The organism is Sinomonas sp. (genome assembly GCF_036848755.1).
Taxonomy (GTDB): domain Bacteria; phylum Actinomycetota; class Actinomycetes; order Actinomycetales; family Micrococcaceae; genus Sinomonas.
In genome coordinates this window covers 1-22067 of sequence record NZ_DAIUJO010000018.1, presented here as the reverse complement: position 1 = coordinate 22067, position 22067 = coordinate 1, and the positions used below count along the sequence as shown (strand labels likewise).

Below are 22067 nucleotides of genomic sequence, written 5' to 3'. Positions count from 1 at the left end.
GAGCAGTTGGCCTCGCCTAGTCCCCGAGGACGACGGCGCCCGGACCCGGGAACGCGATGACGGCACCGTCGACGCGGATCGCCTCATGCGTCGTGACGACAACTCGTCGCCCTGCGGCACCTGGGACGCGCAGCTCGGCCGGCCCTGGGCCGAGGTTGGCCGCAACCGACGCTCCCGGACGGGTCCACGCGATCCATCTCGCTCCGCTGTCTGTGCCAGTCACCACCTCGGTCTCATCGAAGCGCCCCCTCCACAGGCCGGGAAGCTCCTGCCGCACCGCGATGAGGCGCCGGTACAGCGCCAGGAGGCGTGCGCCGTCGTCCGTCTCCGCCTCGCTCCAATCAAGAATCGAGCGGCGCCGTGTCTCGGGGTCCTGCGGGTCGGGAACGAGGGACGGATCCCAGCCCATCTTCTCGAACTCCTTGAGCCTGCCCTCGGCGGTCGCGCGGGCCAGCTCCGGCTCAGGATGAGACGTGAAGAACTGCCATGGGGTGCGGGCGCCGTACTCCTCTCCCATGAAGAGCATCGGGGTGAACGGCGAGGCGAGCACGAGGGTGGCCGCGACAGCGAGGCGATCGTAGCCCAGCATCGCACTCGGTCGGTCTCCGGCGGCCCGGTTGCCCACCTGATCATGATTCTGGCTGCACACGACCAGCTGGGTGGGGGCTACCAGTTCGGCGTCGATCTCCCTGCCGTGGCAGCGTTCGCGGAAGCTCGAATATGTGCCGTCGTGGTAGAAGCCACCGCGGAGGACTTTCGCCAGCGCCTCGGGATCAGCGAAATCGGAGTAGTACCCCTCGGCCTCACCCGTGAGGGCGACGTGCACGGCGTGGTGGTAGTCGTCGCTCCACTGGCCGTGCACCCCGAAGCCGCCGTGGTCCCGTGGCGAGATGATGCGGGGGTCGTTGAGATCGGATTCCGCGATCAGCACCTTGACGCGACCCGTCCGCTGCTCGACGTCGTGCGCGAGCACGGCGAGGTCCTCGAGCAGATGGACCGCCCGCCGGTCGACGAACGCGTGCACGGCGTCGAGGCGCAGCCCGTCCACCCGGTAGTCCTCGAGCCAGAGCCGGGCGTTGTCGAGGATGAATGCGCGCACCTCGTCCGATTTCGGGCCGTCGAGGTTGACCGCGTCGCCCCACACGGTCCCACCGCCCTCGAGCAGGTACGGGCCGAACTTAGGGAGATAGTTCCCGCTCGGTCCCAGGTGGTTGTAGACAACGTCCTGGATGACGCCGATCCCGTGGGCATGGGCCGCATCGACGAAGCGTTCGTACGCGGCGGGGCCGCCGTAACCCTCATGGACGGCTGACCAGAGGACCCCGTCATAGCCCCAATTGTGCGGCCCGTTGAACGCGTTGACGGGCAGCAGCTCGACGAATCCGATGCCGAGGTCGGCGAGGTACGGGAGACGCTCCGCTGCCGCGTCGAGCGTCCCTTCCGACGTGAAGGTGCCGATGTGCAGCTCGTAGACAACCGACCCCGCGAGCTCGCGGCCCGCCCAGCCCTCGTCGGCCCACGGATGCGCCGAGGGATCGAAGCCTGCCGAGAGCTCGTGGACGCCATCCGGCTGCCGCAGCGAGCGCGGATCCGGGAACGGTCCCTCGCCGTCGACGAGGAAGCCGTACCGCTCGCCCTGCGCCAATGCCGAGCGGACGCGGGCACGCTCGGCCTCCGGCACGGTCCGCCACCCCCCGTCCTGCTCGACGAGGCCGAGCCGTTCGGCGCCGAGGACGAGCTCGACCTCCTTCGCTGCCGGCGCCCACACGTCGCCTTGCTCGTGGGACGTGCGGGAGAGGCCTTGCTCCTGTTCGGTCATCAGTTCTCCTCCGGGACGAGCAGGGCGACAGGCAGCTCGCCGAGCGCCTCGGCAAGCGGCAGACGGCCCGCCTCGTGGACGGCGTCAGTGAACACGTTGCGAGCGGGCCATGGGAGCACGACGGACGTGTCCCCCCACCCACCGCGGCGCTCGAGCCCGGCGGGAAGCCGGGTTGCGAGCACGACGGCGCCCCGCGCTCCCCGCCGGAATCCCACGGCGTGCTCCGACGCCGGGCCGGTCGCCTCGAGCGGGACGTACCCCTCGAAGAGCTCCGGGCGCTCCCGGCGCAGTCGGAGGGTCCGGGAGACGACGAGGAGTTTCGCTTCCTGAGCCGTCGGCGCCGGAACCGGGGCGCCCTCGTCGAGTGCCGCGAGGGCTGCGTCCCGGCCCTCGAAGTCCACGGGGCGGCGATTGTCGGGGTCTGTGAGGGAGCGGTCCCAGAACTCGGTGCCCTGGTAGACGTCGGGCACGCCGGGCCCCGCGAGCTGGACGAGCTTGGCCGAGAGTCCGTTGGAGGCCCCGTACGGTTCGATCCTCGCGACGAAATCCTCGACGAGGCTCCGGGTTGCGGCATCGGACACCGCCGATCGGACGAGCGCCTCCAGCTGTCCCTCGAACTCGCCGTTCGGGTCGGTCCACGTGGTGTGCACGGCGCCCTCGCGGGCGGCCTTCAGCGCGTACCCAGTCAGCCGTTCGGCGTCTGCGGGCCACGCGCCGACGATGGCCTGCCAGACGAGATTGGCGAGCGAACCGTCGGGAAGGTCGGCGCGTTCGAGGAGGCGCGGGAGAAGCTCGGACCACTCGTCCGCCAACTCGGACAGGACGGAGATGCGTGCTCGGGCGTCTTCGCTGCGCTTCGTGTCGTGGGTGGTCAGGGCCGTCATGGAGTGCGGGATCGATGACTCCCTCTCGCTCATCCGCGCGTGGAACTCATCGAGGCTCACGGAGAAGCGGCCAGGATCGGTCCCGACCTCGGTCAGCGTTCCGAGCCGTGAGAGCCGGTAGAACGCGGTGTCCTCAACCCCCTTCGCCATGATCATGCCCGTGGTCTGCTGGAACCGGACGCAGAGCTCCGTGGCAGGATCGGTGAGGAGCGATTCGAGGGCTGCAAGGGTCTCGGCGAGTTCGGGACGCTCCGCGGCAGCCTCTTTGCACGCCTCGCGCACGAGGTCCGCCTCCCCCGGGACGTGCGGGAGATAGGTGCGGTAGACCGGGAAGGCGACGGCGACCTCGGCGATGGCGTCAGCGACGTCGTCGGGCGACGCGAGCGAGCGAGGCAGTGCTCCGCCCTCGGCGAGGCCGCGCGCCTCGGCGGCCGCCGGCACGAGACGCGCAAGCCGGAGGATCTCGGCGCGAAGCGGACCAGCGGTGATCATCCGCTTGGCGATTCGCGCCTGGGTGCCGACGTCGTAGCCGTTGCCGGCTGCCCCTGACGGTGCCGCTGCCGTGTCCGGCGTACGACGGCGGAGGGTTGCCTCGAGCTTGTTGAGCCGCGTCTCGCCGGCGGGGTCCACGAAGAGGCGGTCGATGACGCCGAGTGCGTCGTAGCCCGTGGTGCCTTCGCAGGGGAATTCGGACGGGAGCCGCTCGTCCGCCTCGAGGATCTTCTCGATGACTGTGTACGAATTCCGGGTGAGCTCACGCAGCCGCCCGAGATACTCGATGGGGTCCGCGAGACCGTCGGGGTGATCGATCCGCAGCCCGTCAGCCAGACCCTCGTCGAACCAGCGGCGCACCTCGGCGTGGGCGGCGTGGAACACCCACGGCACCTCGACCCGGACGCCCGCAAGGCTCGTGACGGTGAAGAACCGGCGGTAGTTGAGCCGCGTCTCGCCGTCGCGCCACGGGATGAGTTCGTAATGCTGACGTCCCGCAACGTCCCTGGGCGTGTCGCCGTCCCGCACGCTGCCCTCCGCGACAGGGAGAGCCATCTCGCCGAGGTACAGGCGGTCGCCCTCAACCCGGAGCCCGTCGAGGTCCGATTCCGAGCCGAGGAGCGGGAGGAGGATCTTCCCCTCCCCCGCCGACCAATCGACGTCGAACGCCTCGGCGAACCGGGAGTTCCGGCCCTCGCGCAGCAGCGACCACCACCAGGGGTTCTGCTCCGGCACATCGACGCCGAGGTGGTTCGGAACGATGTCCACCAGGATGCCCATCCCAGCCTCGTGCGCCGCGGCGGCGAGCCGTTCGAGCCCGCTCTCCCCTCCCCGCTCAGGGTCGACCCGCGTCGGGTCGGCGACGTCATAGCCGTGTTCGGACCCTCGGACCGCAGTGAGGATGGGCGAAAGGTAGACCCAGCCCACCCCAAGCCGCCGGAGGTACGGCACGAGGCGTGCAGCGTCGTCGAGCGTGAAGCCGGGGCGGATCTGGAGGCGATAGGTTGACGACGGGTAACGCATTTCAGTCTTTGCCCCTCCGCGGGCTGGTGTTGGATCGTCTCGCCCTCGAGGGGCGCTGCGGTGCTTCGGGAGCCGCCTGCTCGGCAGGCTCCTCGGGCTGCGCTGCGTCCTCGACCGGAGCCGCCTCCTCGGGCTGCGCCGCCTCCTCCGCCGGAGCCGCCTCCTCGGGCTGCGACGCCTCCTCCTCGGGCTGCGCCGCCTCCTCGACCGGCGTCTCAGGCTCCGCCGGTACGGGCTCAGCCTGCTCGGGGGCCCGCCCCTCGCTCTCCGCGAGCGCTGCGAGGGAGGCCGCAACGGAGTGGTCGGTCTCGGCGGCGGCAGGCTCGTGGGCGCGCAGTACGGCGAGGCTCTTGGCCGCGATTCCGATCTCGGTCCCCGCGAGCACTTCCTTGCCGTGCGGAAGCGCTCCTGACGTATCAATGAGCACGTCCCACCCGGGGGCGTACTTCCCGGACGGGATGCGGAAGGTCACCTCGCCGTCGTGCGCGTTGAAGTACAGCAGGAAATGGGCATCCGTAATCGCCTGCCCGCGTCGGTCCACGCCGTTGATCCCGTTGCCGTTGAGGAAGACGGCCACCGAACGGCCGAATGCGGTATCCCAGTCCTCGGGCACCATGGTCTCGCCGTCTGGCCGGAGCCACACGATATCCGGGAGCCTGTCGCCTTCTTCCAGTCGGACGGGCTTCCCGAGAAAGAACTTGCTGCGCCGGAACGTGGGGTGCTCCGCACGCAGGCGCGCAACCGCAGCTGTGAACTCGACGAGCGGCCGGTCCATAGCCTCCCAGTTGATCCACGTCAGTTCGGAGTCCTGGCAGTACGCGTTGTTGTTGCCGTGCTGCGTGCGCCCGAGCTCGTCGCCATGGCAGATCATGGGAACGCCCTGCGAGAGGAACATTGTCGCGAGGAAGTTCCGCTGCTGGCGGGCGCGCAGTTCGAGGACCTTCTCGTCCTTCGTGGGGCCCTCGGCGCCGCAGTTCCACGAGCGGTTGTGGGACTCGCCGTCGTTGTTGTCCTCGCCGTTGGCCTCGTTGTGCTTCTCGTTGTAGGAGACGAGGTCGCGCAGGGTGAAACCGTCGTGGGCCGTGACGAAGTTGATCGACGCAACGGGACGGCGCCCGTCCCGCTCGTACAGATCGGCGGATCCGGTGAGACGCGAAGCGAACTCGCCCAGCGTCGCAGGCTCGCCGCGCCAGAAGTCGCGCACCGTGTCCCGGTACTTGCCGTTCCACTCGGTCCATTGCGGCGGGAAGTTGCCCACCTGATAGCCGCCGGGCCCCACGTCCCAGGGCTCGGCGATGAGCTTCACCTGTGAGACGACCGGGTCCTGTTGGATGAGTTCGAAGAAGCTCGAGAGGCGGTCGACGTCGTAGAACTCGCGCGCGAGGGTCGAGGCGAGGTCGAAGCGGAAGCCGTCGACGTGCATCTCGGTGACCCAGTAGCGGAGCGAGTCCATGAGCAGCTGGAGGGAGTGGGGCTGGCGGGCGTTGAGCGAATTGCCCGTACCGGTGTAGTCCATGTAGTACTGCGGGTCGTCTTCGACGAGGCGGTAGTACCGCGCGTTGTCGATGCCCTTGAGGGACAGCGTGGGCCCCATGTGATTGCCCTCGGCCGTGTGGTTGTACACGACGTCCAGGATCACCTCGATGTCCGCCTCGTGCATGGCGCGGACCATCGCCTTGAACTCCTGCACCTGCGAGCCAAGGTCGCCCGCGGAACTGTAGCCGGCATGGGGGGCGAAGAAGCCGATCGTGTTGTAGCCCCAGTAGTTGTGCAGGCCCTTCTCCTGCAGCGTGCTGTCGTCGACGAACTGGTGCACGGGCATGAGCTCGAGGGCAGTCACCCCGAGCTTCTTCAGGTGGGCGACGACGGCGGGGTGCGCCACGCCCGCGTACGTTCCCCGCTGGTTCTCCGGAACCTCAGGATGCAGCTCGGTGAGGCCCTTGACGTGGGCTTCGTAGATCACGGTGTCGTGGTACGGGATGCGCAGCTGAGCGTCGGCACCCCAGTCGAAGAACGGGTTGGTCACGACGCCGAGCATCATGTGCGGCGCCGAGTCCTCGTCATTGCGGCTCGACGGATCACCGAAGTTGTAGGAGAACAGCGGCTGCGACCACTCGGGCTGCCCATGCACTGCCTTGGCGTAGGGGTCGAGGAGGAGCTTGTTGGGATTGCAGCGCAGCCCCTTGCTCGGGTCGTACTCGCCGTGCACGCGGTAGCCGTAGAGCTGGCCCGGCTGGACGTCCGGGAGGTAGCAGTGCCACACGAAGCCGTCCACCTCGGCGAGCTCGACCCGCGTCTCGTTCCGCTCCGCATCGAAGAGGCACAGCTCGACCTTGCTGGCGGCCTCGCTGAACAGGGCAAAGTTCGTCCCCGTTCCGTCGAATGTCGCGCCCAACGGGTAGGGGGTGCCGGGCCAGATCTCCATGTAGCTCCTCTATCTGTGGTGGGTCACACAGGACCCGGTGCCTCGCATCATAGCGATGCGCGGTGACAACGCTGCGATCTTCCGCCATTCACTCTGCGATGGCTTCGAGCACGACAGCGCTGCGGGCGGGCACCACGAAGCGCTCCCCCGCACCAGTCCGTTCCCCCACTAGCCCGGAACTACACGTTGTGAGGACGGTCGTCCACTTGTCGGGAAAGTGGCCGGCGGGAATCAGGTAGTCGACGTCGTTGTCCGCGGCGTTCAGGATCACGAGCACGTCCGAGTCCCGAGGGGCACCGTTCGCCCCGGGAACCGCATTGCCGTTGAGGAAGAACGCAAGGGACTTGGCCCAGTCCTCGTCCCAGTCGTCGCTGCCCATGGTGGTTCCGTCGGCGTCGAGCCAGACGATGTCGGGAAGCGGATCTCCCTCCGCCGGCGCCACGGGCGTCCCGTCGAAGAAGCTGCGGCGGCGGAAGACGGGATGCTCTTGCCGCAGTCGGACGAGGCGCCGCACGAAGTCGACCAGCTCGCCGTCGGCGTGCTCCCAGTCGATCCACGTCGTCTCGTTGTCCTGGCAGTAGGCGTTGTTGTTCCCGCCCTGCGTACGCCCGAGCTCGTCTCCGTGGGAGAGCATGGGGACCCCTTGGGCCAGCATGAGCGCCAGGAGCAGGTTTCGCTGCTGGCGCGCGCGGAGTTCGAGGACATGCGGGTCGTCGCTGGGGCCCTCGACACCGCAGTTCCACGAGCGGTTGTCGTCGGTCCCGTCGCGATTGTCCTCGCCGTTGGCCTCGTTGTGCTTCGCGTTGTACGAGACGAGGTCGCGGAGCGTGAAGCCGTCGTGGATGGTCACGAAGTTCACGGAGGCGGAGGGCCTTCGCCCCTCTTCCTCATACAGGTCGGCCGAGCCGGAGAGCCGTGTCGCGAGCTCCCGGAGCTTCCCGGGCTCGCCCCGCCAGAAGTCGCGGACGCAATCGCGGAACTTGCCATTCCACTCGACCCATTGGGGCGGGAAGTTGCCGACCTGGTAGCCGCCGGGCCCGACGTCCCACGGTTCGGCGATGAGCTTGGCCCGCGAGAGGACCGGGTCCGAGGCGACGAGGGCGAAGAACGGCGAGACCATGTCGACTTCGCTGGCTTCCCGCGCGAGTGACGCCGCGAGGTCGAACCGGAATCCGTCGACGTGCATCTCGGTGACCCAGTACCGCAGCGAGTCCACGACGAGACGGAGCGTCAGGGGGTGGCCGACATTGAGCGTGTTTCCCGTGCCCGTGTAGTCCATGTAGTGGAATTCGTCGCCCTGCACGAGGTGGTAGTAGGCGGCGTTGTCGATGCCTCGGAACGAGAGCGTGGGCCCCAGGTGGTTCCCCTCAGCCGTGTGGTTGTAGACGACGTCGAGGATCACCTCGATCCCGGCCCGGTGATAGGCCTTCACGAGGTCCTTGAACTCCGCGATCTGCTGGCCGTGCTGCCCACTGGACGAGTACGCGTTGTGCGGCGCGAAGAAGCAGATGCTGTTGTAGCCCCAGTAGTTCGAAAGGCCCTTCTCGACGAGGATGGGATCCTCGATGAACTGGTGTACGGGCATCAGCTCGACGGCGGTGACGCCCAGCGAGGCGAGATGGCCGACGACGGCGGGATGGGCAGCGCCGCGGAAGGTTCCCCGGAGCGCTTCGGGAACCTCAGGATGAAGCTGGGTGAGGCCCTTCACGTGGGCCTCGTAGACGATGGTCTCGTGGTAGGGACGCCGGGGGGCACGGTCGCCCTCCCAGTCGTAGTCGCCATGGTCGCAGAGCACGGAGAGCATGGCCCGGCCGAGCGAGTCCGAGGTGTCCATGGTCCCCGGCTGGCCGAAGACGTAGCTGTGCAGCTCCTGCTCCCCCTTGAAGCCCCCGGATGCGGAGAGGGTGTAAGGGTCCAGGAGCAGCTTGGCGGGGTTGAACCGGAGGCCCCGCTCGGGCTGCCACGGCCCATGCACTCGATATCCGTAGAACTGGCCTTCGCCGACCCCGGGGACCTCGCCCTCCCAGCGGATCGCGCCGTCGGCCTCGCCTTGGCGCGCCAAGTCCACGCACGTCTGCTCGCCGCCGCTGCCGATCAGGCAGACTTCCACCCGCTCCGCCTCTGGCGCCGTCGCCAGCGCAAAGCGCGCTCCCCCTTCGGTCAGATGCGCCCCATAGGGCTTCTGTTCCATGCAGCGACACTATCCCACGCCCCCGACAGTTCGGCGCGAACCGAGTGAGCCAAGTGAACCGAGAGTTCGCCCCGCCGCCGACTCCCGCAGCCCTCGCCGTTATATCGGTGACGCTTCCGTAACAGCTATGACCTCCGTTTGCGTAACCGCTTACACTGGTGCCCGAGATCTCAGCGCGGACGCGAGCGGGGATGCAGTTGTTAGGGGTCGCCATGAGCTTCCGAAGCCTCGCGCTTGGGGACAAGGTCACGTTCCGTGACACTGGTCCGAAACCCTTCAATGTGCGCGCCATCTCGCCGGATCAACGCATCGTCATCCTGAGCCGGCCCGTCGACGGATCGAACGCCGTCGAATACACGATGATCGACTGGGACCGCGATCAGCGCGGCCTGGACGGAACGTTCGGGCGCGGTCATGCGGTGGGGTCCGGGGTGCACCGCAACCTCTGGCGCTTCTTCCGGGGGGTGACCACCGACGCCCCGGCCACGACCCAGACCGTGATGGACTTCACCCGCTGGGTCTCCCTCTCGATCTCCGCGGTCAACGGACGCCCCTAGCTGTTTGCCATCGTCTTCGCCGCCCAGAATGATGGGAGCGTGGGGGGACTCGAGACAAGGGCGCATTCGCGCCCCGATACGCCGCTGGCAGATCTGCCGCTGAGCGACCGCATCCAGCTTGCACATGCGCTGGTCGAGTGGCTCTCAGCCGAGGCCGGGATCGACCTCCTGCACATCAAGGGCTACGCTGCCGATCGAGGCCTCTACGCGCGCGGCCGTGCGAGTACCGACGTCGACGTCCTGGTAAGGCCCGGACAGGCCGACCGGCTCGCCGACATCCTCGTGGCGCACGGATGGGAGGTCACGACGACGTTCCGGAGCGGCTCCGTGTTCCACCACGCCATGACACTCTGGAGCCGGCACTGGGGCCACGTAGACGTCCATCGCAGCTTCCCCGGCATCGGCATCGCCCCAGAGGACTTCTTCGAACGCCTCTGGAGCGGCCGCCGGCATTCGACGATTGCGGCATGGCCGTGCAGGGTTCCCGCCCTCAAGGACCAGGCCCTCTTGATCGTCCTCCACGCCGCTCGGGACCCGCACCGAGGCGCTGCCGACGTCGCGTCGGTCCGCGGGGCGCTCCCTCCGGAAGCGTGGGCGGAGCTCGAGGACGCCGCAAACGCGCTCGGGGCTGGCGTCAGCTGGGCCGCCGCGACGGGTCGTCTGGAGGAGTGGCAGGGGCACCCGGAGCGAGCGGTCTGGGAGGTGATCTCCCGCGGTGGGTCGCGCGTCGAGCTCTTCCGGGCCCGGTGGGGAGCGTCACGGCGCCTCGCCGAGCGTTGGAAGCTCGTCCGGTCGCTCCTGCTGATCAACCGAGACCACCTGCGGATGAAGCTCCTCCGCGAGCCGAGACCGTCCGACTACGCTGAGGAGCTTCGCTCGAGAGCGGCCGACGTCGTGGGATCGCTGCTGGGCCGCCGCGCCCGCGACTAGGCTCGCACGAGCGCTCTGACCTCGGCGATGAGCCGCTCGCTGAACCGCGCCTCCGAGAACTGCCCGACGTGCCGCCGGATAGCGGACGCGTCCCAGTGATGGTCCCGGAAGGCGAGGACGGCCGACCGGATGGCCTCCGCCGTCGGCTGTTCGATGAAGCATCCGGTGACGCCCTCTGAAATGGTGTCGAGGTAGCCGCCGGCCCGGAGCGCAATCGTCGGCTTCCCCCACGCTGCGGCCTCGAGCGGCGTGATCCCGAAGTCCTCATGGGACGGGGCGACAAGGGCCCTCGCCGAGGCGTATGCCCACCGCATCTGGGCGTCCGTGACGAGACCCGCGAGCCGGACATTCGAGGGCCGGGCGGCTTCGATGGCCCGAGCGAGCGGGCCCCTTCCGACCACCACCAGCCGTTCGTCCAGCCCACGGAACGCCTCGACGGCCGCGTCGACGTTCTTGTAGGGAAGAAGTCGCGACACGACCAGGAAATGGCCTCCGTCGCCGACGAAATCCTCGAGGCCGGGCACCGGATCCTGCGTTCCGGTCACATCGACGCTGTGCGGGGGGTGCAGAATGTCCGCCTCCACGCCATAGACCCGAGCGATGCGCGCGCGGACCACGGTCGAGTTCGCGAGATAGCGATCCGCACCCCACGCGGCCCGTCGGTCCCACCGCACGAGGTGCGGCCTGAGGGCCGCGAGTGCGGCTCCCCGCACGCCCCCACGCGTCGCGCTGCCCAGGTACTGCTCGGCCAGGTACAGCCAGCGGGCTGGCGAATGGCAGTACGCGAGCACCCGGCCGTCCGTGCGAAACCCGTGCGCCCAGCCGCTGGTCGAAGCGATGACGACGTCGGCCGGCACCGAAAGGGCGCTCGCGGCCGGGGCCAGCAACGGGAGCGCCGCGCGATGATGCCTCCGAAGCGTTCGAAGGCGGTTGAGGGGCGACGTCACGATCCGCGCCGCGCGGAACTCCGGATACGTGCCGTCCGGATCGTAGAGCGTGGTGTAGACGGAGGCCTCGGGAAATGCACGGTGCATTGCCAGCACGACGCGCTCAGCCCCGCCACGCTGCGTGAGGTAGTCGTGGGCAATCGCCACGACAGGCCTGCTGTCCCCCAAACGGATCTCCTCCTGGAATCTGTCGATCATGCCCGCGCGGTGGCCCACGCCCCGGGGGCGCGCTGCCTCCATCGCCCTTCCTCGTAGCCCTAGAAGGTGCCGCGCGCGCGTTTCGGGTATCTGACGCCGGCCTTGCCTGCCGATTCGACGGCGAGAGCGATGGCCTTCTCGGCAATCGCCGGGGGCAGCCGCGGAACCGCCGCATCGACGAGCCTCCCGTAGGCACGCAGCGTCCGTTCGGTCGCCAACGCGCTGGTCCCTCGAACGAGCCGGTCCCACCAGCCGCGCCGAACCGGACCCGGGGGGCCGTCGAACTCCTCCAAGGCCGCCGCGCCATGGATGGCGACGAACGTCTCGCGCGCGGCGCCGGAGTGGAGCGCTCGCACGGCGCGGGTCGCCGTCGTCGTCGACGCGCCATGGTGGATCGCCATGAGCTCCGGGGCGACCACAACAGGAAGACCCGCTCGGTGCAGGCGATAGCCGAAGTCGACGTCCTCCCACCCGTAGCGGCGGTAGCGTCCGTCGTAGCCGCCAAGCCGTGCGTGCAGGTCGGCGGGGACCGACACGTTGGCCGACCAGAGCCGCCAGGTCCGCTGGGCGGGGAGCGCGAGCGCAGCGGCAATGGACCGCGCGTTGGCCTGGCGTCCATACGCCCTCGCGTACGGCGTGTCCGGAAACGCGTTCGTAGTCAGGCCCACCACGCCGGACGCTTCCCCCGCGTGCCGCGCCACATGCCCCGACACGAAGTCCGGCCACGGCTCGAGGTCATCGTCGCAGCGGATGAGGATGTGCCCAGCCGCTGCGGCCGCTCCCGCATTGAGCGCGGCGGCTCGGCCGCGGTTCTGCTCGAAGACGACGGGACGGACGGCCAGCCGGTCGGTCCAGCCGCGGAGGACCGCCTCGCTCCCGTCGACGTCCCCGTCGACGACCGGCACAACCTCGAAGTCCTCCGTATCCTGGGCCGCGAGCGCAGCGAGGAGGACGGGCAACCGCTTGGCTCCCCCGTGGGTCGGAACCACGACCGACGCCGCAGGCCCGGTCATGGGGCACCCTTTGCCTGCTCGACGCGCCTCTCCTCGGGGGCGAGACCGAGCGCCGCGAGAAGGCTCCTGACCGACGCCCGGCCGACCTCCGGCGAGAAGAGTTCGGCCCAGCGCTCATGGGCGCGTTCGACGACGTCGTGCGCCGGAAGCGCGGAGGCCGCCTCGGCGATGACGTCGGCGAGGGACTGGGCGTCGCCCGCGCGGGCAATCCAGGGATGATCGTGGCCGACGATCTCGGGCAGGGCCCCCGCGTCGGTCACGACGACCGGAACGCGCGCCGACATGGCCTCCGTCACCACGAGGCCGAACGGTTCGTCCCAGACGGACGGCACCACGAGAATGTCGATCGTGCCCAGGAACTCGTCCGTCACCATCCAGCCAAGCTCCTGCACCGACGGCCCGAGGGACCGGATGCGGCCCTCGACGACGACGCGCTCCCGGGCGTCCACGAACCGAGGCTCGCCTGCGATGCGGAGGAAGTAGCGCAGCGGCGCGCGGTGCCGGAGGCGGCCCATGGCGTCGGCGAGGACTGGGATGCCCTTCGCCTCGGACGGCCGGCCGAGGAAGCCGAGGCGGACCGGGCCCTTCCCCCGCGGGACCAGCACCCGCTCGAGCGCCGGCGACCAATTCGCGAGGACCCGGGCGCCGCGCACTTTCGCGGCCATGAACTGGGACGGGACGAGAGTCGCCAGTGCGCGGGCGCGAGCGGCCGGAACGATGAGCTGCTGCGGGCCGGCCGGAAGCTGATGGAGGTGCACAATCCGCTCGGGCATCCCTGCCGTCGCCGCGGACGGGATCAGCCCGTTGCACCACAGGACCCCTTCGGGGTGCGCCTTCCGCCAGCGCCTGAGCGCGAGCATGTACTCAGCCCGCCCTCGGCACGGGAGGGCGTCCGTGCTGAAGCCACGCTCCCGCGCAGCCGCAACCAGTCCTCCTGGCTGTTCCGGACCGAGCACGAGCACATTGGCCCCGATTTCCGTGAGGACCTCAGCGATGGCGAGGAGCATGACCTCCCCTCCGCCGATCTCACCGTTGTTGGCCGCGAGAACAATGTCCGTCATGTCCCATTCCTCCTGAACCGCTGGGTCTCTGCCGAGGGGCCGGCTGTCGAACCGGCCCGCGGAAATTGGGTGATAGCCGCATACTGCATCGAAACCCCTATCGCGACCGCGGACGACACGGTCATGAGCACCTCACCGAGATTGATCGCACACACCGAGATCCCGATGAGGGTTGCCTCGTAGAGCGGGACACGCCGCGAACCGAGCCGGGCGAGGACCGCGAACGTGGCCACCAGAAGGCCGACGACCAGCACGAAGGCGATCCATCCGCCTTCCGTCCGGACCGAGAGATACGAGCTGTGGTAGAAGAACGAGAGCCCGTCCACGACGGTTCGTGCTGTCCCCGCGCCATGGCCGAACCACGGACTCGACTCGACATCCGCGATCGCCGCCTCGTCGATCCGTGCCCGCAGGGCATCGCTGCCCGCTCGCCCCGCAAAGGCGTCGGCGCCCAGTCCTTCACGGGTGGCGTTGCTGACCCAGAGAACACCGACCGCGAGCAGGCCCAAGGCAAACCACGGGTTCGTCCGGAACCGTCTCAGCAGCAGCCACGCAACCATGGCGGACGCGGCGAGAAGCGTGGTCCGCGAATCCGTGAGCAGCACCCCGACGAGCGCCGTCCCTGCCACGAGCAGCCTGCTCCAGCCCGTGCGCAGCACCGGGAGAGCCAGGCCGGCGCACACGACGATGATGAGTCCTGCCGTGTTCGGGTCGCCGAAGATCCCTGTGAGGCGGTTGGAGTAGGTGCTCTCCCTGAAGGTGGCCGTCCCCCACGCGACCCCCACGACCATTCCGAACGCGAGGCCGCGTCCGAGGGCCGTGCGGTCGAGGCGACCCGCGGCAACGACGACGATCGCCGCCGCGTCAATGGCGAGATGGCTCAGACGCCGGAGGTCCGGTTGGCCGAGGGCCACCGAGACCATCGCGATCCACAGCACTCCCGCGAAGGCAAGAACCGGCATCCAGCGGGGAAGCGCCGCGCCGTTCGGCCGTGACCCAAGCCCGACCAGGACGGCGAGCCCCGTAGCGACCGAGTCCAGAGGAACGCCCAAGCCCGGCACCTCAACGCCGCCGACCACGAAGCCAGCCGCAGACAGGAAGGTGAGGAACGCCGTCGTCCCGGTCGCGCGGGCCCCGGGGCTCCCCCTTCCGCCGACCCCCAGACGAGGTGCCGGCGCAACCCAGGACGTCACCGTGCGCCGCCCCTTTCGTACTCGGCGACGATCCGCGCGGCCATCTCCCGCCGCGTCGGCCAGCCGACAGGCAGGCAGGGGCGTTCGTCGTCGTCCGCCTGCCGAACAATGGCCTCGGCGATTCCCCGTGGGTCGTCGGAAGGGGCGAAGCACCCATCGGGGAGCAGCTCGGGGTTTCCGCCCACCCGCGTCGCCACGACGCCGAGGCCCGCCGTCATCGCGTCGAGCAGAGTGTAGGAGCAGTTCTCCCACACCGAGAGCTGAACCACGACGTCGGCCTCTGCCATCGCGGCTGCGGGATCGACAAAGCCGGGGAGGTCGACGGCCTCCGTGAGGCCCATGGCCCTGACGGCCGCCTGAACGGATGCGCGGTCGGGCCCCTCCCCCGCGATCGTCAGCTTCGCGTGCGGATCCATGCGGCGCAGCTCGACGAAGGCGTGAAGGAGGTCGTCGAGGCCCTTCTCCCGTGAGAGTCGGGCCAACGAGAGGACCCGCAGCCCTCCGTCCGCGGCGCGTCCTCTCGTGCAGGACGACGCCGCGGCCTTCCCCGGGCCGGTCACCGCGTCGGGAGGCATCGGGTCAACGCCGTTCGGTATCACCGCAATCTCGGGGACCGCCGACCACTTGGCCTGCATGGTTGCCCGCGTCGCCTGGGAGACCGCTATGGCGACGTCAGTTGCGGCGAGGCGAGTCCTGTGGACCTTCGCCATCGCCCAAGCCCGCCACGCAGTACCGTGATACACCGCGTCGTCGGCCGCAATCCCGTGTTCGGTGGTCGCGAGCAGCACCGCGGTGCGCCTTGTCGCAAGGACGGCGGCGATGTCCGCGTAGGCGAGGTGCGCGTGCACGACGTCGGGGCGCAGCGCGCGAATCGTGCGACGCAGCGCCGCAATGGAGGAACGCAGGCCCGCCGACGGGCCGAACTCGGCGACGTACACGGCCGCGCCCGCGCGCCGCAGCCGCTTGGCGAGAGGACCCTCGGGGCACAGGACCACGAGCCGCCAGCCGGGCAAGCCCACCTCCGCGACGTCGAGGACATGCCGGGCGACTCCGCCGAGGTCGGCGACCGGCACGACCCAGAGGGCGGTGCGGTGCGCGCGGAACGGCGCCACCCGCCGTCGGACGCTCAGAACCATCGCTCGAGCCTGTCGAGCGCCGTCCAGAAGCCCTCCCCGCTGTTGACGTGGCCCTGCCAGATCTCGGGGATGAAACCAGCCCGGGGCGCAAGCCGGTCGAGTTGTCCCGCGAGCGCCGCCCAGTCGACCTCCCCCTCCCCGATCTGGACCCCTTCGCCGTCGATCCCCTTCGCGTCGACGAGGTGGAGATGGATCGTGTGGGGGGCCAAGAGCTCGACCGCTTCGGAGAACGGGATCCCGAGGTGGTTCGCGGCGAGTTTCGAGTGCGAGACGTCGAGGCAGAGCCCGATTCCCGTCGATGCGGCGAACTCGGCGGTGTCCCGCGGATCGAGGAACAGGTTGTGGAACTGCTGGCCACCCATGAGCCACGGGTACGGAGGCAGAGTCTGGGCTGCGAGCCGCACGCCGGTCGTGTCGAGTTGGCCCAGGGCGTCGACGATCCGCTCGTACATCCCGGCCCTCCGTTCGGCGGGAACGTGGCGGTCGCGCGTGAAGCCCCCCATCGTGACGACGAGGATCGGCTCGTCCTCCCGGAACCACTGGGTGAGGGACCGGGTGATCCCGATAGTCCGCTGCACCTCGGCGATCGAACGCTCCCAGACGTCCCGGTCGGGCGATGCAAGGTCTACGAGGAAGTCCCCGGCGAAGAGATCGGGCAGATGCGTCGTGAAGCGCAGGTCGAGCGGCGTGGCGAAGACGGACTCCACGTCGACTTCGAGGTCCTTGTAGGAGAAGTGGAACTCGAGGAAGTCTGGCGTGCAGTCGCGGGCAAGGTCTGCGTGATCGTGATAACGGACGGGCAGACCCCATGGCCGCCGGAACCGGAAGTCGCGGCCCGCAGGCACGACGTCGCTGAGGTCGCCGCGGTAGAAGAAGTCGCCCTGAGCCACCGCCCGTCGGAGGGTCCGGCCCAGCAGGCGCGGGAGTACGTTCGGCTGGAGCCCACGCCCAGGACTCTTGATGTCGACGTCCGCCTCCTGCACGATGTGGCCCGCGGGAAGCGGCTTGGCCGCAACGAGGGATTTCGCGAGGTTGACGCGGTTCATGAGCTCCCCCGTCGAGACCTCTCGAGGGACGCTCTCCCCAATCGACTCTTCGGCCTCCCGGATCCAGCGGACCATTTCGGCGAATTCGTGCGGGAGGAGCGAGACCTTGTGGTCGTTGCCCTCCATCGCGACGTCGAGCGTGAAGTGCTTCTCGATGATCTTGGCCCCGCGGGCCACGGCAGCCACCGGAACGTGAAAGCCGCGCTCGTGGCCCGAGTATCCCACGATGCACTGGCCGATCTCGGCGAGCCGGTCCATATACGCGAGGTTCACGTCCTTGAACGGCGCGGGGTACGAGGACTGGCAGTGGAGCAGGGCAAAACTGGCCCCGAGACCCCGGACGAGAGCTGAGGATTCGCGGATCTCGTCTTCCCGGGACATTCCGGTGCTCAGCACGAGGGGGAGCCCCGCGGACGCGGCGTCCCGCAGAAGCCCGTGGTTCGTGAGGTCCGCCGAGGCGATCTTGAGCGCCGGGATGCCGTATTCCACGAGGGCTCTGACGCTCGGTCCATCCCACGGCGTGCACATGACATCGATGCCCCGGTCACGGCAATGGTCGAAGACGCCGAACAGCTGGCCGGCGGGGAGCGAGAACCGCGAGAGGAGGTCCAGCGTGTATTGGGCGCCGAGATCCTCGCCCGCGCTCGAGCCACCGGCCTGGCGGTACAGTGCGTCGAGGTCCCGGAGCTGGAACTTCACGGCGTCGGCTCCGGCATCCGCCGCGAGGTCTACGAGGCGACGGGCCAGGTCGACGGAGCCGTTGTGGTTGTTCCCGATTTCGGCGATCACGAACGCAGGCTGCCCCGCTCCGATCTCCCGTTTCCCGATGGTGAGGACGTCCGCGCGATCCACGGCGACGGCTACGAGGCGACCGCGCTCGTCGACGAGCGGGAGATGGCGGATCTCCTTTCCCATGTGGACACTGAGGTCCCGCAGAGGCGTGGCAACAGTGGCACTCCGCACGGCGGCGTTGGCCACCACGATGGCAGGAACGTCCAGCTCGGCGGTCGGGTTCTCGACGATCCAACGGCGGAAGTCGCCATCCGAGAGGGAACCACGGAGGACTCCATGCTCGTCCACGCAGAAGGCGATCCGTTCCTTGTTGGCCGTGATCTTCGCGAGAGCAGACAGGATCGGAGCCTCTGCGAGGACGATGTAGGGCGCGATGTTCCGCTCAATGATCACAGCTCTGCTTCCTTCGCTTCGAGCGCGTCGCGGAACCACTCGAGCTGCCGTTCGGCGACCAGCAGATCCAATTCGGTGTCCACGTCGACGCCTTCGCGTTCGTCCATCACGAAGAGGCTCACCCGGCCCCCGACGCGGTGACCGCCCTGCTCGTAGATTTCGGTCCGCGTGAGATAGAGAGAACCGGTTTCGCGGTATGCGTAGCCCGACTCGTCGAGATCCTGTCTGCGTGGACGGTGTGCCGGGTCGTAGGCCGCGAAGGGTTCCTCGCCAGAGAGCCAGAGGAAAGGCGGCTGTGGCACGACCCCCACGAGTGAGTCGGCACCGCTCGTCTCGAACTGTTCGACCGCGCGGTCCAGCGTCCCCGGGAAGCGCACGGGCGATGTCGCCTGGAGCAGCATGACGGCGTCCGGACGTCGACCCTGCAGGGCCCGCACGGCGATGGCGTGACGCACGACCGGCTCGGTGGCAGTTTCGTCCCTCGCCAGGGCCGCCGGGCGGATGAACGGCACGTCAGCGCCGGCGGCGCGGGCGATCCCAGCAATCTCCTCGTCGTCCGTGGACACGAGCACATCGAGGCTCGGGCGGGCACGGAGGGCCTGTTCTATGGTCCAGACGAGGAGCGGCTTCCCGGCGATGAGGCGGATGTTCTTCCGGTGGACGCCCTTCGACCCGCCCCGTGCGGGTATCACGCAGAGTATGGTCATTTTCTTCCCCTTCGAGGCAGCGGTGCGGTTTGCTCGATCTCGGACGGGGGCTGGCGGCTCCGTCCGATGAGGCCTGCGAGATGATGGGCGACGGCGGCCGCAGGTTCGCGCTCCGGCCTCGAGGGGGACGCCGTCGGAGGTCCGCCCCAACGGCGCATCCCATAGCGGTCCCAGAACTCGGCGAGCCACTGGGGGGCTTCCGGGAAGACGACCCAAGCCGGAAGACCTCGCGCCGCCGCCTCGAGCACCCCCGTCGAGAAGGCGGAGATCACGGGGCGTCCCAGCTCGCGCAGAGGCCGCCGCGAACGGTCGACGACGATGCCGGTGCGCTCCCAGAGGGCATGCTGGGCGCGGGAGGCGATATCGGTCTCCGCTGGATGGGGCCGGTACATCGCCCCGGTCGCGCGGCAGAAGTCGGCAGCCGCCCGCCCCTTGACGCCACGCGGAAGCTCGGCGCCGTGGAGCTGCCCGAGATACACCGGGCGTTGGGAATCAGCGGGCACAGACGGTTCGTTCCCAGCCGCCCAGAGGAGCTGGGACCCGATGGTTGAACAGATGACGTCGCCTCGTCGCGCCGCTGCGAACGCGCCGTCCGCATCGCTGAACGCGAGGAAATGGGATTCCGCCGGTAACGGCGGCGCGTGAGGGGTGAGCAGCCCGTGCTGGACGACCACCCGAATCGCGCCGAGAGTCTCCGCCCAACCGTTCACGATCGCGCCCACCGGCAGGAAGTGACCGATCGTCACCACGGCCCGGACGGCGGCCAGGACGTCTGGAGCTCCATCGGCGCCCGAGAATCGAGCCGCGGGTCCGCCGCCGACCGGAGTACGCGGGGCACCGGCGGGAGGCACCTCAAGCCAACGCCAACCATCCGGGGGCAGCAGGTCCGGACGTCGGGCGGGCATGAGGACAGCTGCGCTGATCTCCGGGAGCAGCCCGATCGGGCGCACGAGCGAAGCCAACTGGGTCGGCGTCTCGGCGTCGAGGCCCACCAGGACTGACGGTGCGGTTCCTCGGACCGCGAGCCAGAAGCTGCCCGCGCGCCCCGGGAAGAGCGACGTGCGAATCCGCCGCAGCCGGTGCTGGCGCCCCTGCCACACGTGCCATGCCTCCAGATCGCGAGGGAAGAGGAGTCCCTGCTGGGTCACGCCCACAGCGCATCCACCTCCGCAACCCGATGCGCGAAGGTGTGCTGCGCGAGAGTCCGGCGCCGCCCAGCTGCCCGAAGGCGCTCGGACCAGGCGGGGTCCCGCTTTGCCCGCAGCGCCAGGTCCACGAGCTCAGATGGCGACCCGAAGACCATGACCTCCTTGCCCACGTCGTAGAACTCACCGATGTCCTGGCGGTCCGCCAGCTGGAGACCGCCCATTCCGGGCACCTCGAACGTTCGCATGGCCAAACCGGCCTGAAGTCCGTGGATGTTCACCGCGGCCGCGGCCTCTGCTTGGACGGCGTACGCGCGGTCGAGCGGAATGTCACGCTCGGCCGGAACGGAGGGCCGGGCCAGCTCCCACGTCCGCAGCCGGTCGAAAGGGTGGTGCGACCACTCGCGCCCGTACGCGCGTACCGGCACGCCCGCCTGCCCGAGTTGGGTGAGCAGCTCAACGCGATTGGGGTAGCGGGCCCCGACGAACACGATCTCCCCTGTGCGTCGGCCGGACGGCAGGGCCAGCTCCGGATCGAAAGCGTTGGGCACGAACGTGGCTTCGATACCTCGCTCGGAGAGCTGCAGAGCCTCAGCTCGGGCGTAGCTGACGACCGGCCCGACAGCCCGGAGAAACGTCTCGGTGTACCGGTGGCGCCGCAGGTCGTCGTAGAGCCAGAGGATGCGGGGAGTGCGGCGGGCATCGAGATCCTGCCAGAACTCGGGACCGAGGGTGTCCCCCTTGATCACCACGACGCGGTCGGGCTGGGCCGTGCTGAGGGCAGCGAGGGCACGTCGAGTTGCCCATGCCTCGGCTCGAGCAGGATCATCGAAGCCGAGCCGAGCAGGAAACTCGAAGCACGCCTTGTTGCGGAGCTTGTCAGCGAATGTTTCGTACGCGTCGTAGCAGTGGGTCAGGACGTCGTAGCCCCGACCCGCAAAGGCTCGCGCGATCGATCGGTGGTAGCCATGGAATGCCGGGGTGACGAGCAGGAGGCGGAGACTTCTCATCGGGTCCTCCCCTCCAGATACGCGAGTTCCCGACGGAGGGTGCCGAGAGCGCTCACGTCCCGTCCTAGGAGCTGGCGGAGGGCGTTCGCCCCAGCGTTGACCATCGAGGCTGCTGCAAGGGCAGTCCTGAGCCTGCGTTCTCCGCCCCACTTCCGGGCATAGGTCCGACGCCCGGCAACGAGCCACGCCCGCCGCAGTTCGGGGTCGGAGGAGGCGCCGCCCTCGTGGACGGCGTTGACGGTGCCGGCGAAGATCGACGGCACGCCGTGGAAGCGAAGGCGCCGCTGAAGGTCGACCTCCTCCGCGTTCATGAAGAAGCGCTCGTCGAACCCGCCGACGGCGCGAAACTCCGCGACCGGCAGCAGCACAGCGGCGCCGACAGCCCAGTCGACCGGAACAACCGCGCCGTCCACGCAGTCAGTGTTGTGACCGACGGCCTCGTGAAGGGCAGCGAGATGCCGGAAGCGGGCGAGCGGAGTAAGCCATTCGATGGTCTGATGGACGACCGTCGGGAAATGGCGCCCGACCCACTGCGGGGCCCCGCCGGGATCGTGCAGCTGCGGGGCGACGAGAGCGGGCTGCCAGGGCATCGCGGCAGCGACCAGCTCCCGCACGAAGGTAGGCCCGACACGGAGGTCGCTGTTGAGCACTAGCGCAAACGGGGTCCCGACGATCTCCATCCCCGAATTCACGGCGCTGCCGAAGCCTCCGTTCGCGGCGCGCCGGACGACCTCGACGTCCGCAGTTGGAGGGAAGGGTGTGGGCGAGGCGTCGTCGCTCACGATGATCCGCACTGGGGCCGTCGGCTCTTGGGCCCGGAGATCGTCGAGGAGGCGCAGGGTGGGCGCGGGGTCGCCGTAGTGCGGAATCACCACTGAGACCCCGGCGGCGCCCTCCCTCTCGAACTGCTCCGGCGCGGACACCCGAAGCATCTGCCGCACGGCTAGCGCCTCTTTCACACTTGCCCCAAGGAGACGAGCTCCGAGAACTCGGGGCTCAGCGCACGTACTTCCTCGAAGGTCCCCTCAGCGGCAACGCTGCCGGCCGAGAGGAAGACGATCTTGTCTGCGTGGCGAACGGTCGAGAGCCGGTGCGCCACGACGAT

General features: G+C 69.2%; 16 protein-coding genes. 2 read left to right on the top strand and 14 right to left on the bottom strand.

Annotated features, from left to right (window positions below; translation table 11 throughout):
- Window positions 1-16: 16 nt before the first annotated feature.
- The 4 genes from treZ to glgX (V7053_RS04460) all read right to left on the bottom strand — a co-directional run bounded on the left by treZ (window position 17) and on the right by glgX (V7053_RS04460) (window position 8834).
- The gene (treZ, locus tag V7053_RS04475) at window positions 17-1819 is read right to left on the bottom strand and encodes a malto-oligosyltrehalose trehalohydrolase (protein ID WP_334171068.1); all 1803 of its coding nucleotides are present in this window, start codon (window positions 1817-1819) and stop codon (window positions 17-19) included.
- Window positions 1819-4218 carry a malto-oligosyltrehalose synthase gene (treY, locus tag V7053_RS04470; RefSeq protein WP_334171067.1) on the bottom strand — a complete coding sequence of 800 codons (2400 nt, stop codon included), beginning with the start codon at window positions 4216-4218 and terminating at the stop codon, window positions 1819-1821. Before treY ends, treZ begins: the two co-directional genes overlap by 1 nt.
- Window position 4219: 1 nt before the next feature.
- Window positions 4220-6643, bottom strand: coding sequence for a glycogen debranching protein GlgX (gene glgX, locus V7053_RS04465; protein ID WP_334171066.1), 2424 nt, complete (start codon window positions 6641-6643; stop codon window positions 4220-4222).
- An 88-nt stretch (window positions 6644-6731) separates the two neighbouring features.
- Complete coding sequence (glgX, locus tag V7053_RS04460; RefSeq protein WP_334171065.1) at window positions 6732-8834, bottom strand: glycogen debranching protein GlgX; 2103 nt, start codon at window positions 8832-8834, stop codon at window positions 6732-6734.
- Between the two features lie 212 nt (window positions 8835-9046).
- On the opposite strand from glgX (V7053_RS04460), the gene V7053_RS04455 reads away from it, so the two are divergent.
- Window positions 9047-9391: a hypothetical protein gene (locus V7053_RS04455; protein WP_334171064.1), complete on the top strand. Its 345-nt coding sequence runs from the start codon at window positions 9047-9049 to the stop codon at window positions 9389-9391.
- 39 nt (window positions 9392-9430) lie between these two features.
- Entirely contained in the window at window positions 9431-10321 is an 891-nt protein-coding gene (locus tag V7053_RS04450) for a nucleotidyltransferase family protein (RefSeq protein WP_334171063.1), read from the top strand.
- On the opposite strand, the gene V7053_RS04445 is transcribed toward V7053_RS04450, so the two are convergent.
- Genes V7053_RS04445 through V7053_RS04400 form a run of 10 tightly spaced genes read right to left on the bottom strand, consistent with a single transcriptional unit; the run spans window position 10318 to window position 21894 of the window.
- Window positions 10318-11508, bottom strand: a complete 1191-nt coding sequence (locus V7053_RS04445; RefSeq protein WP_334171062.1) for a glycosyltransferase — start codon at window positions 11506-11508, stop codon at window positions 10318-10320. The two genes, V7053_RS04450 and V7053_RS04445, sit on opposite strands and share 4 nt — an antisense overlap.
- A 17-nt stretch (window positions 11509-11525) precedes the next feature.
- Window positions 11526-12479 carry a glycosyltransferase family 2 protein gene (locus V7053_RS04440; protein ID WP_334171061.1) on the bottom strand — a complete coding sequence of 318 codons (954 nt, stop codon included), beginning with the start codon at window positions 12477-12479 and terminating at the stop codon, window positions 11526-11528.
- On the bottom strand, window positions 12476-13540 hold the full coding sequence (locus tag V7053_RS04435; protein WP_334171060.1) for a glycosyltransferase family 4 protein: 1065 nt from the start codon (window positions 13538-13540) through the stop codon (window positions 12476-12478). Before V7053_RS04435 ends, V7053_RS04440 begins: the two co-directional genes overlap by 4 nt.
- Window positions 13537-14733 (bottom strand): O-antigen ligase family protein, encoded by a 1197-nt coding sequence (locus tag V7053_RS04430; RefSeq protein ID WP_334171059.1) that lies wholly within the window; start codon window positions 14731-14733, stop codon window positions 13537-13539. The genes V7053_RS04435 and V7053_RS04430 overlap by 4 nt, the downstream gene beginning before the upstream one ends.
- Window positions 14730-15869: a glycosyltransferase family 4 protein gene (locus V7053_RS04425; protein ID WP_334171058.1), complete on the bottom strand. Its 1140-nt coding sequence runs from the start codon at window positions 15867-15869 to the stop codon at window positions 14730-14732. The genes V7053_RS04430 and V7053_RS04425 overlap by 4 nt, the downstream gene beginning before the upstream one ends.
- Window positions 15860-18100 (bottom strand): N-acetylneuraminate synthase family protein, encoded by a 2241-nt coding sequence (locus V7053_RS04420; RefSeq protein ID WP_334171057.1) that lies wholly within the window; start codon window positions 18098-18100, stop codon window positions 15860-15862. Before V7053_RS04420 ends, V7053_RS04425 begins: the two co-directional genes overlap by 10 nt.
- Window positions 18097-18807, bottom strand: coding sequence for an acylneuraminate cytidylyltransferase family protein (locus V7053_RS04415; protein WP_334171056.1), 711 nt, complete (start codon window positions 18805-18807; stop codon window positions 18097-18099). Before V7053_RS04415 ends, V7053_RS04420 begins: the two co-directional genes overlap by 4 nt.
- On the bottom strand, window positions 18804-19955 hold the full coding sequence (locus V7053_RS04410; RefSeq protein WP_334171055.1) for a hypothetical protein: 1152 nt from the start codon (window positions 19953-19955) through the stop codon (window positions 18804-18806). The genes V7053_RS04415 and V7053_RS04410 overlap by 4 nt, the downstream gene beginning before the upstream one ends.
- The gene (locus V7053_RS04405) at window positions 19952-20962 is read right to left on the bottom strand and encodes a CgeB family protein (RefSeq protein WP_334171054.1); all 1011 of its coding nucleotides are present in this window, start codon (window positions 20960-20962) and stop codon (window positions 19952-19954) included. Before V7053_RS04405 ends, V7053_RS04410 begins: the two co-directional genes overlap by 4 nt.
- A complete protein-coding gene (locus V7053_RS04400) occupies window positions 20959-21894 on the bottom strand; it encodes a glycosyltransferase family 2 protein (protein WP_334171087.1) in 936 nt (311 codons plus the stop codon). Before V7053_RS04400 ends, V7053_RS04405 begins: the two co-directional genes overlap by 4 nt.
- Between the last annotated feature and the right edge of the window lie 173 nt (window positions 21895-22067).

Excerpts from the sequence above, each read along its gene's own strand:
- treZ (WP_334171068.1), bottom strand. The coding sequence starts at position 1,819 with ATGACCGAACAGGAGCAAGGCCTCTCCCGCACGTCCCACGAGCAAGGC.
- treY (WP_334171067.1), bottom strand. The coding sequence starts at position 4,218 with ATGCGTTACCCGTCGTCAACCTATCGCCTCCAGATCCGCCCCGGCTTC.
- glgX (WP_334171066.1), bottom strand. The coding sequence starts at position 6,643 with ATGGAGATCTGGCCCGGCACCCCCTACCCGTTGGGCGCGACATTCGAC.
- glgX (WP_334171065.1), bottom strand. The coding sequence starts at position 8,834 with ATGGAACAGAAGCCCTATGGGGCGCATCTGACCGAAGGGGGAGCGCGC.
- V7053_RS04455 (WP_334171064.1), top strand. The coding sequence starts at position 9,047 with ATGAGCTTCCGAAGCCTCGCGCTTGGGGACAAGGTCACGTTCCGTGAC.
- V7053_RS04445 (WP_334171062.1), bottom strand. The coding sequence starts at position 11,508 with ATGGAGGCAGCGCGCCCCCGGGGCGTGGGCCACCGCGCGGGCATGATC.
- V7053_RS04440 (WP_334171061.1), bottom strand. The coding sequence starts at position 12,479 with ATGACCGGGCCTGCGGCGTCGGTCGTGGTTCCGACCCACGGGGGAGCC.
- V7053_RS04435 (WP_334171060.1), bottom strand. The coding sequence starts at position 13,540 with ATGACGGACATTGTTCTCGCGGCCAACAACGGTGAGATCGGCGGAGGG.
- V7053_RS04425 (WP_334171058.1), bottom strand. The coding sequence starts at position 15,869 with ATGGTTCTGAGCGTCCGACGGCGGGTGGCGCCGTTCCGCGCGCACCGC.
- V7053_RS04415 (WP_334171056.1), bottom strand. The coding sequence starts at position 18,807 with ATGACCATACTCTGCGTGATACCCGCACGGGGCGGGTCGAAGGGCGTC.
- V7053_RS04405 (WP_334171054.1), bottom strand. The coding sequence starts at position 20,962 with ATGAGAAGTCTCCGCCTCCTGCTCGTCACCCCGGCATTCCATGGCTAC.
- V7053_RS04400 (WP_334171087.1), bottom strand. The coding sequence starts at position 21,894 with ATGCTTCGGGTGTCCGCGCCGGAGCAGTTCGAGAGGGAGGGCGCCGCC.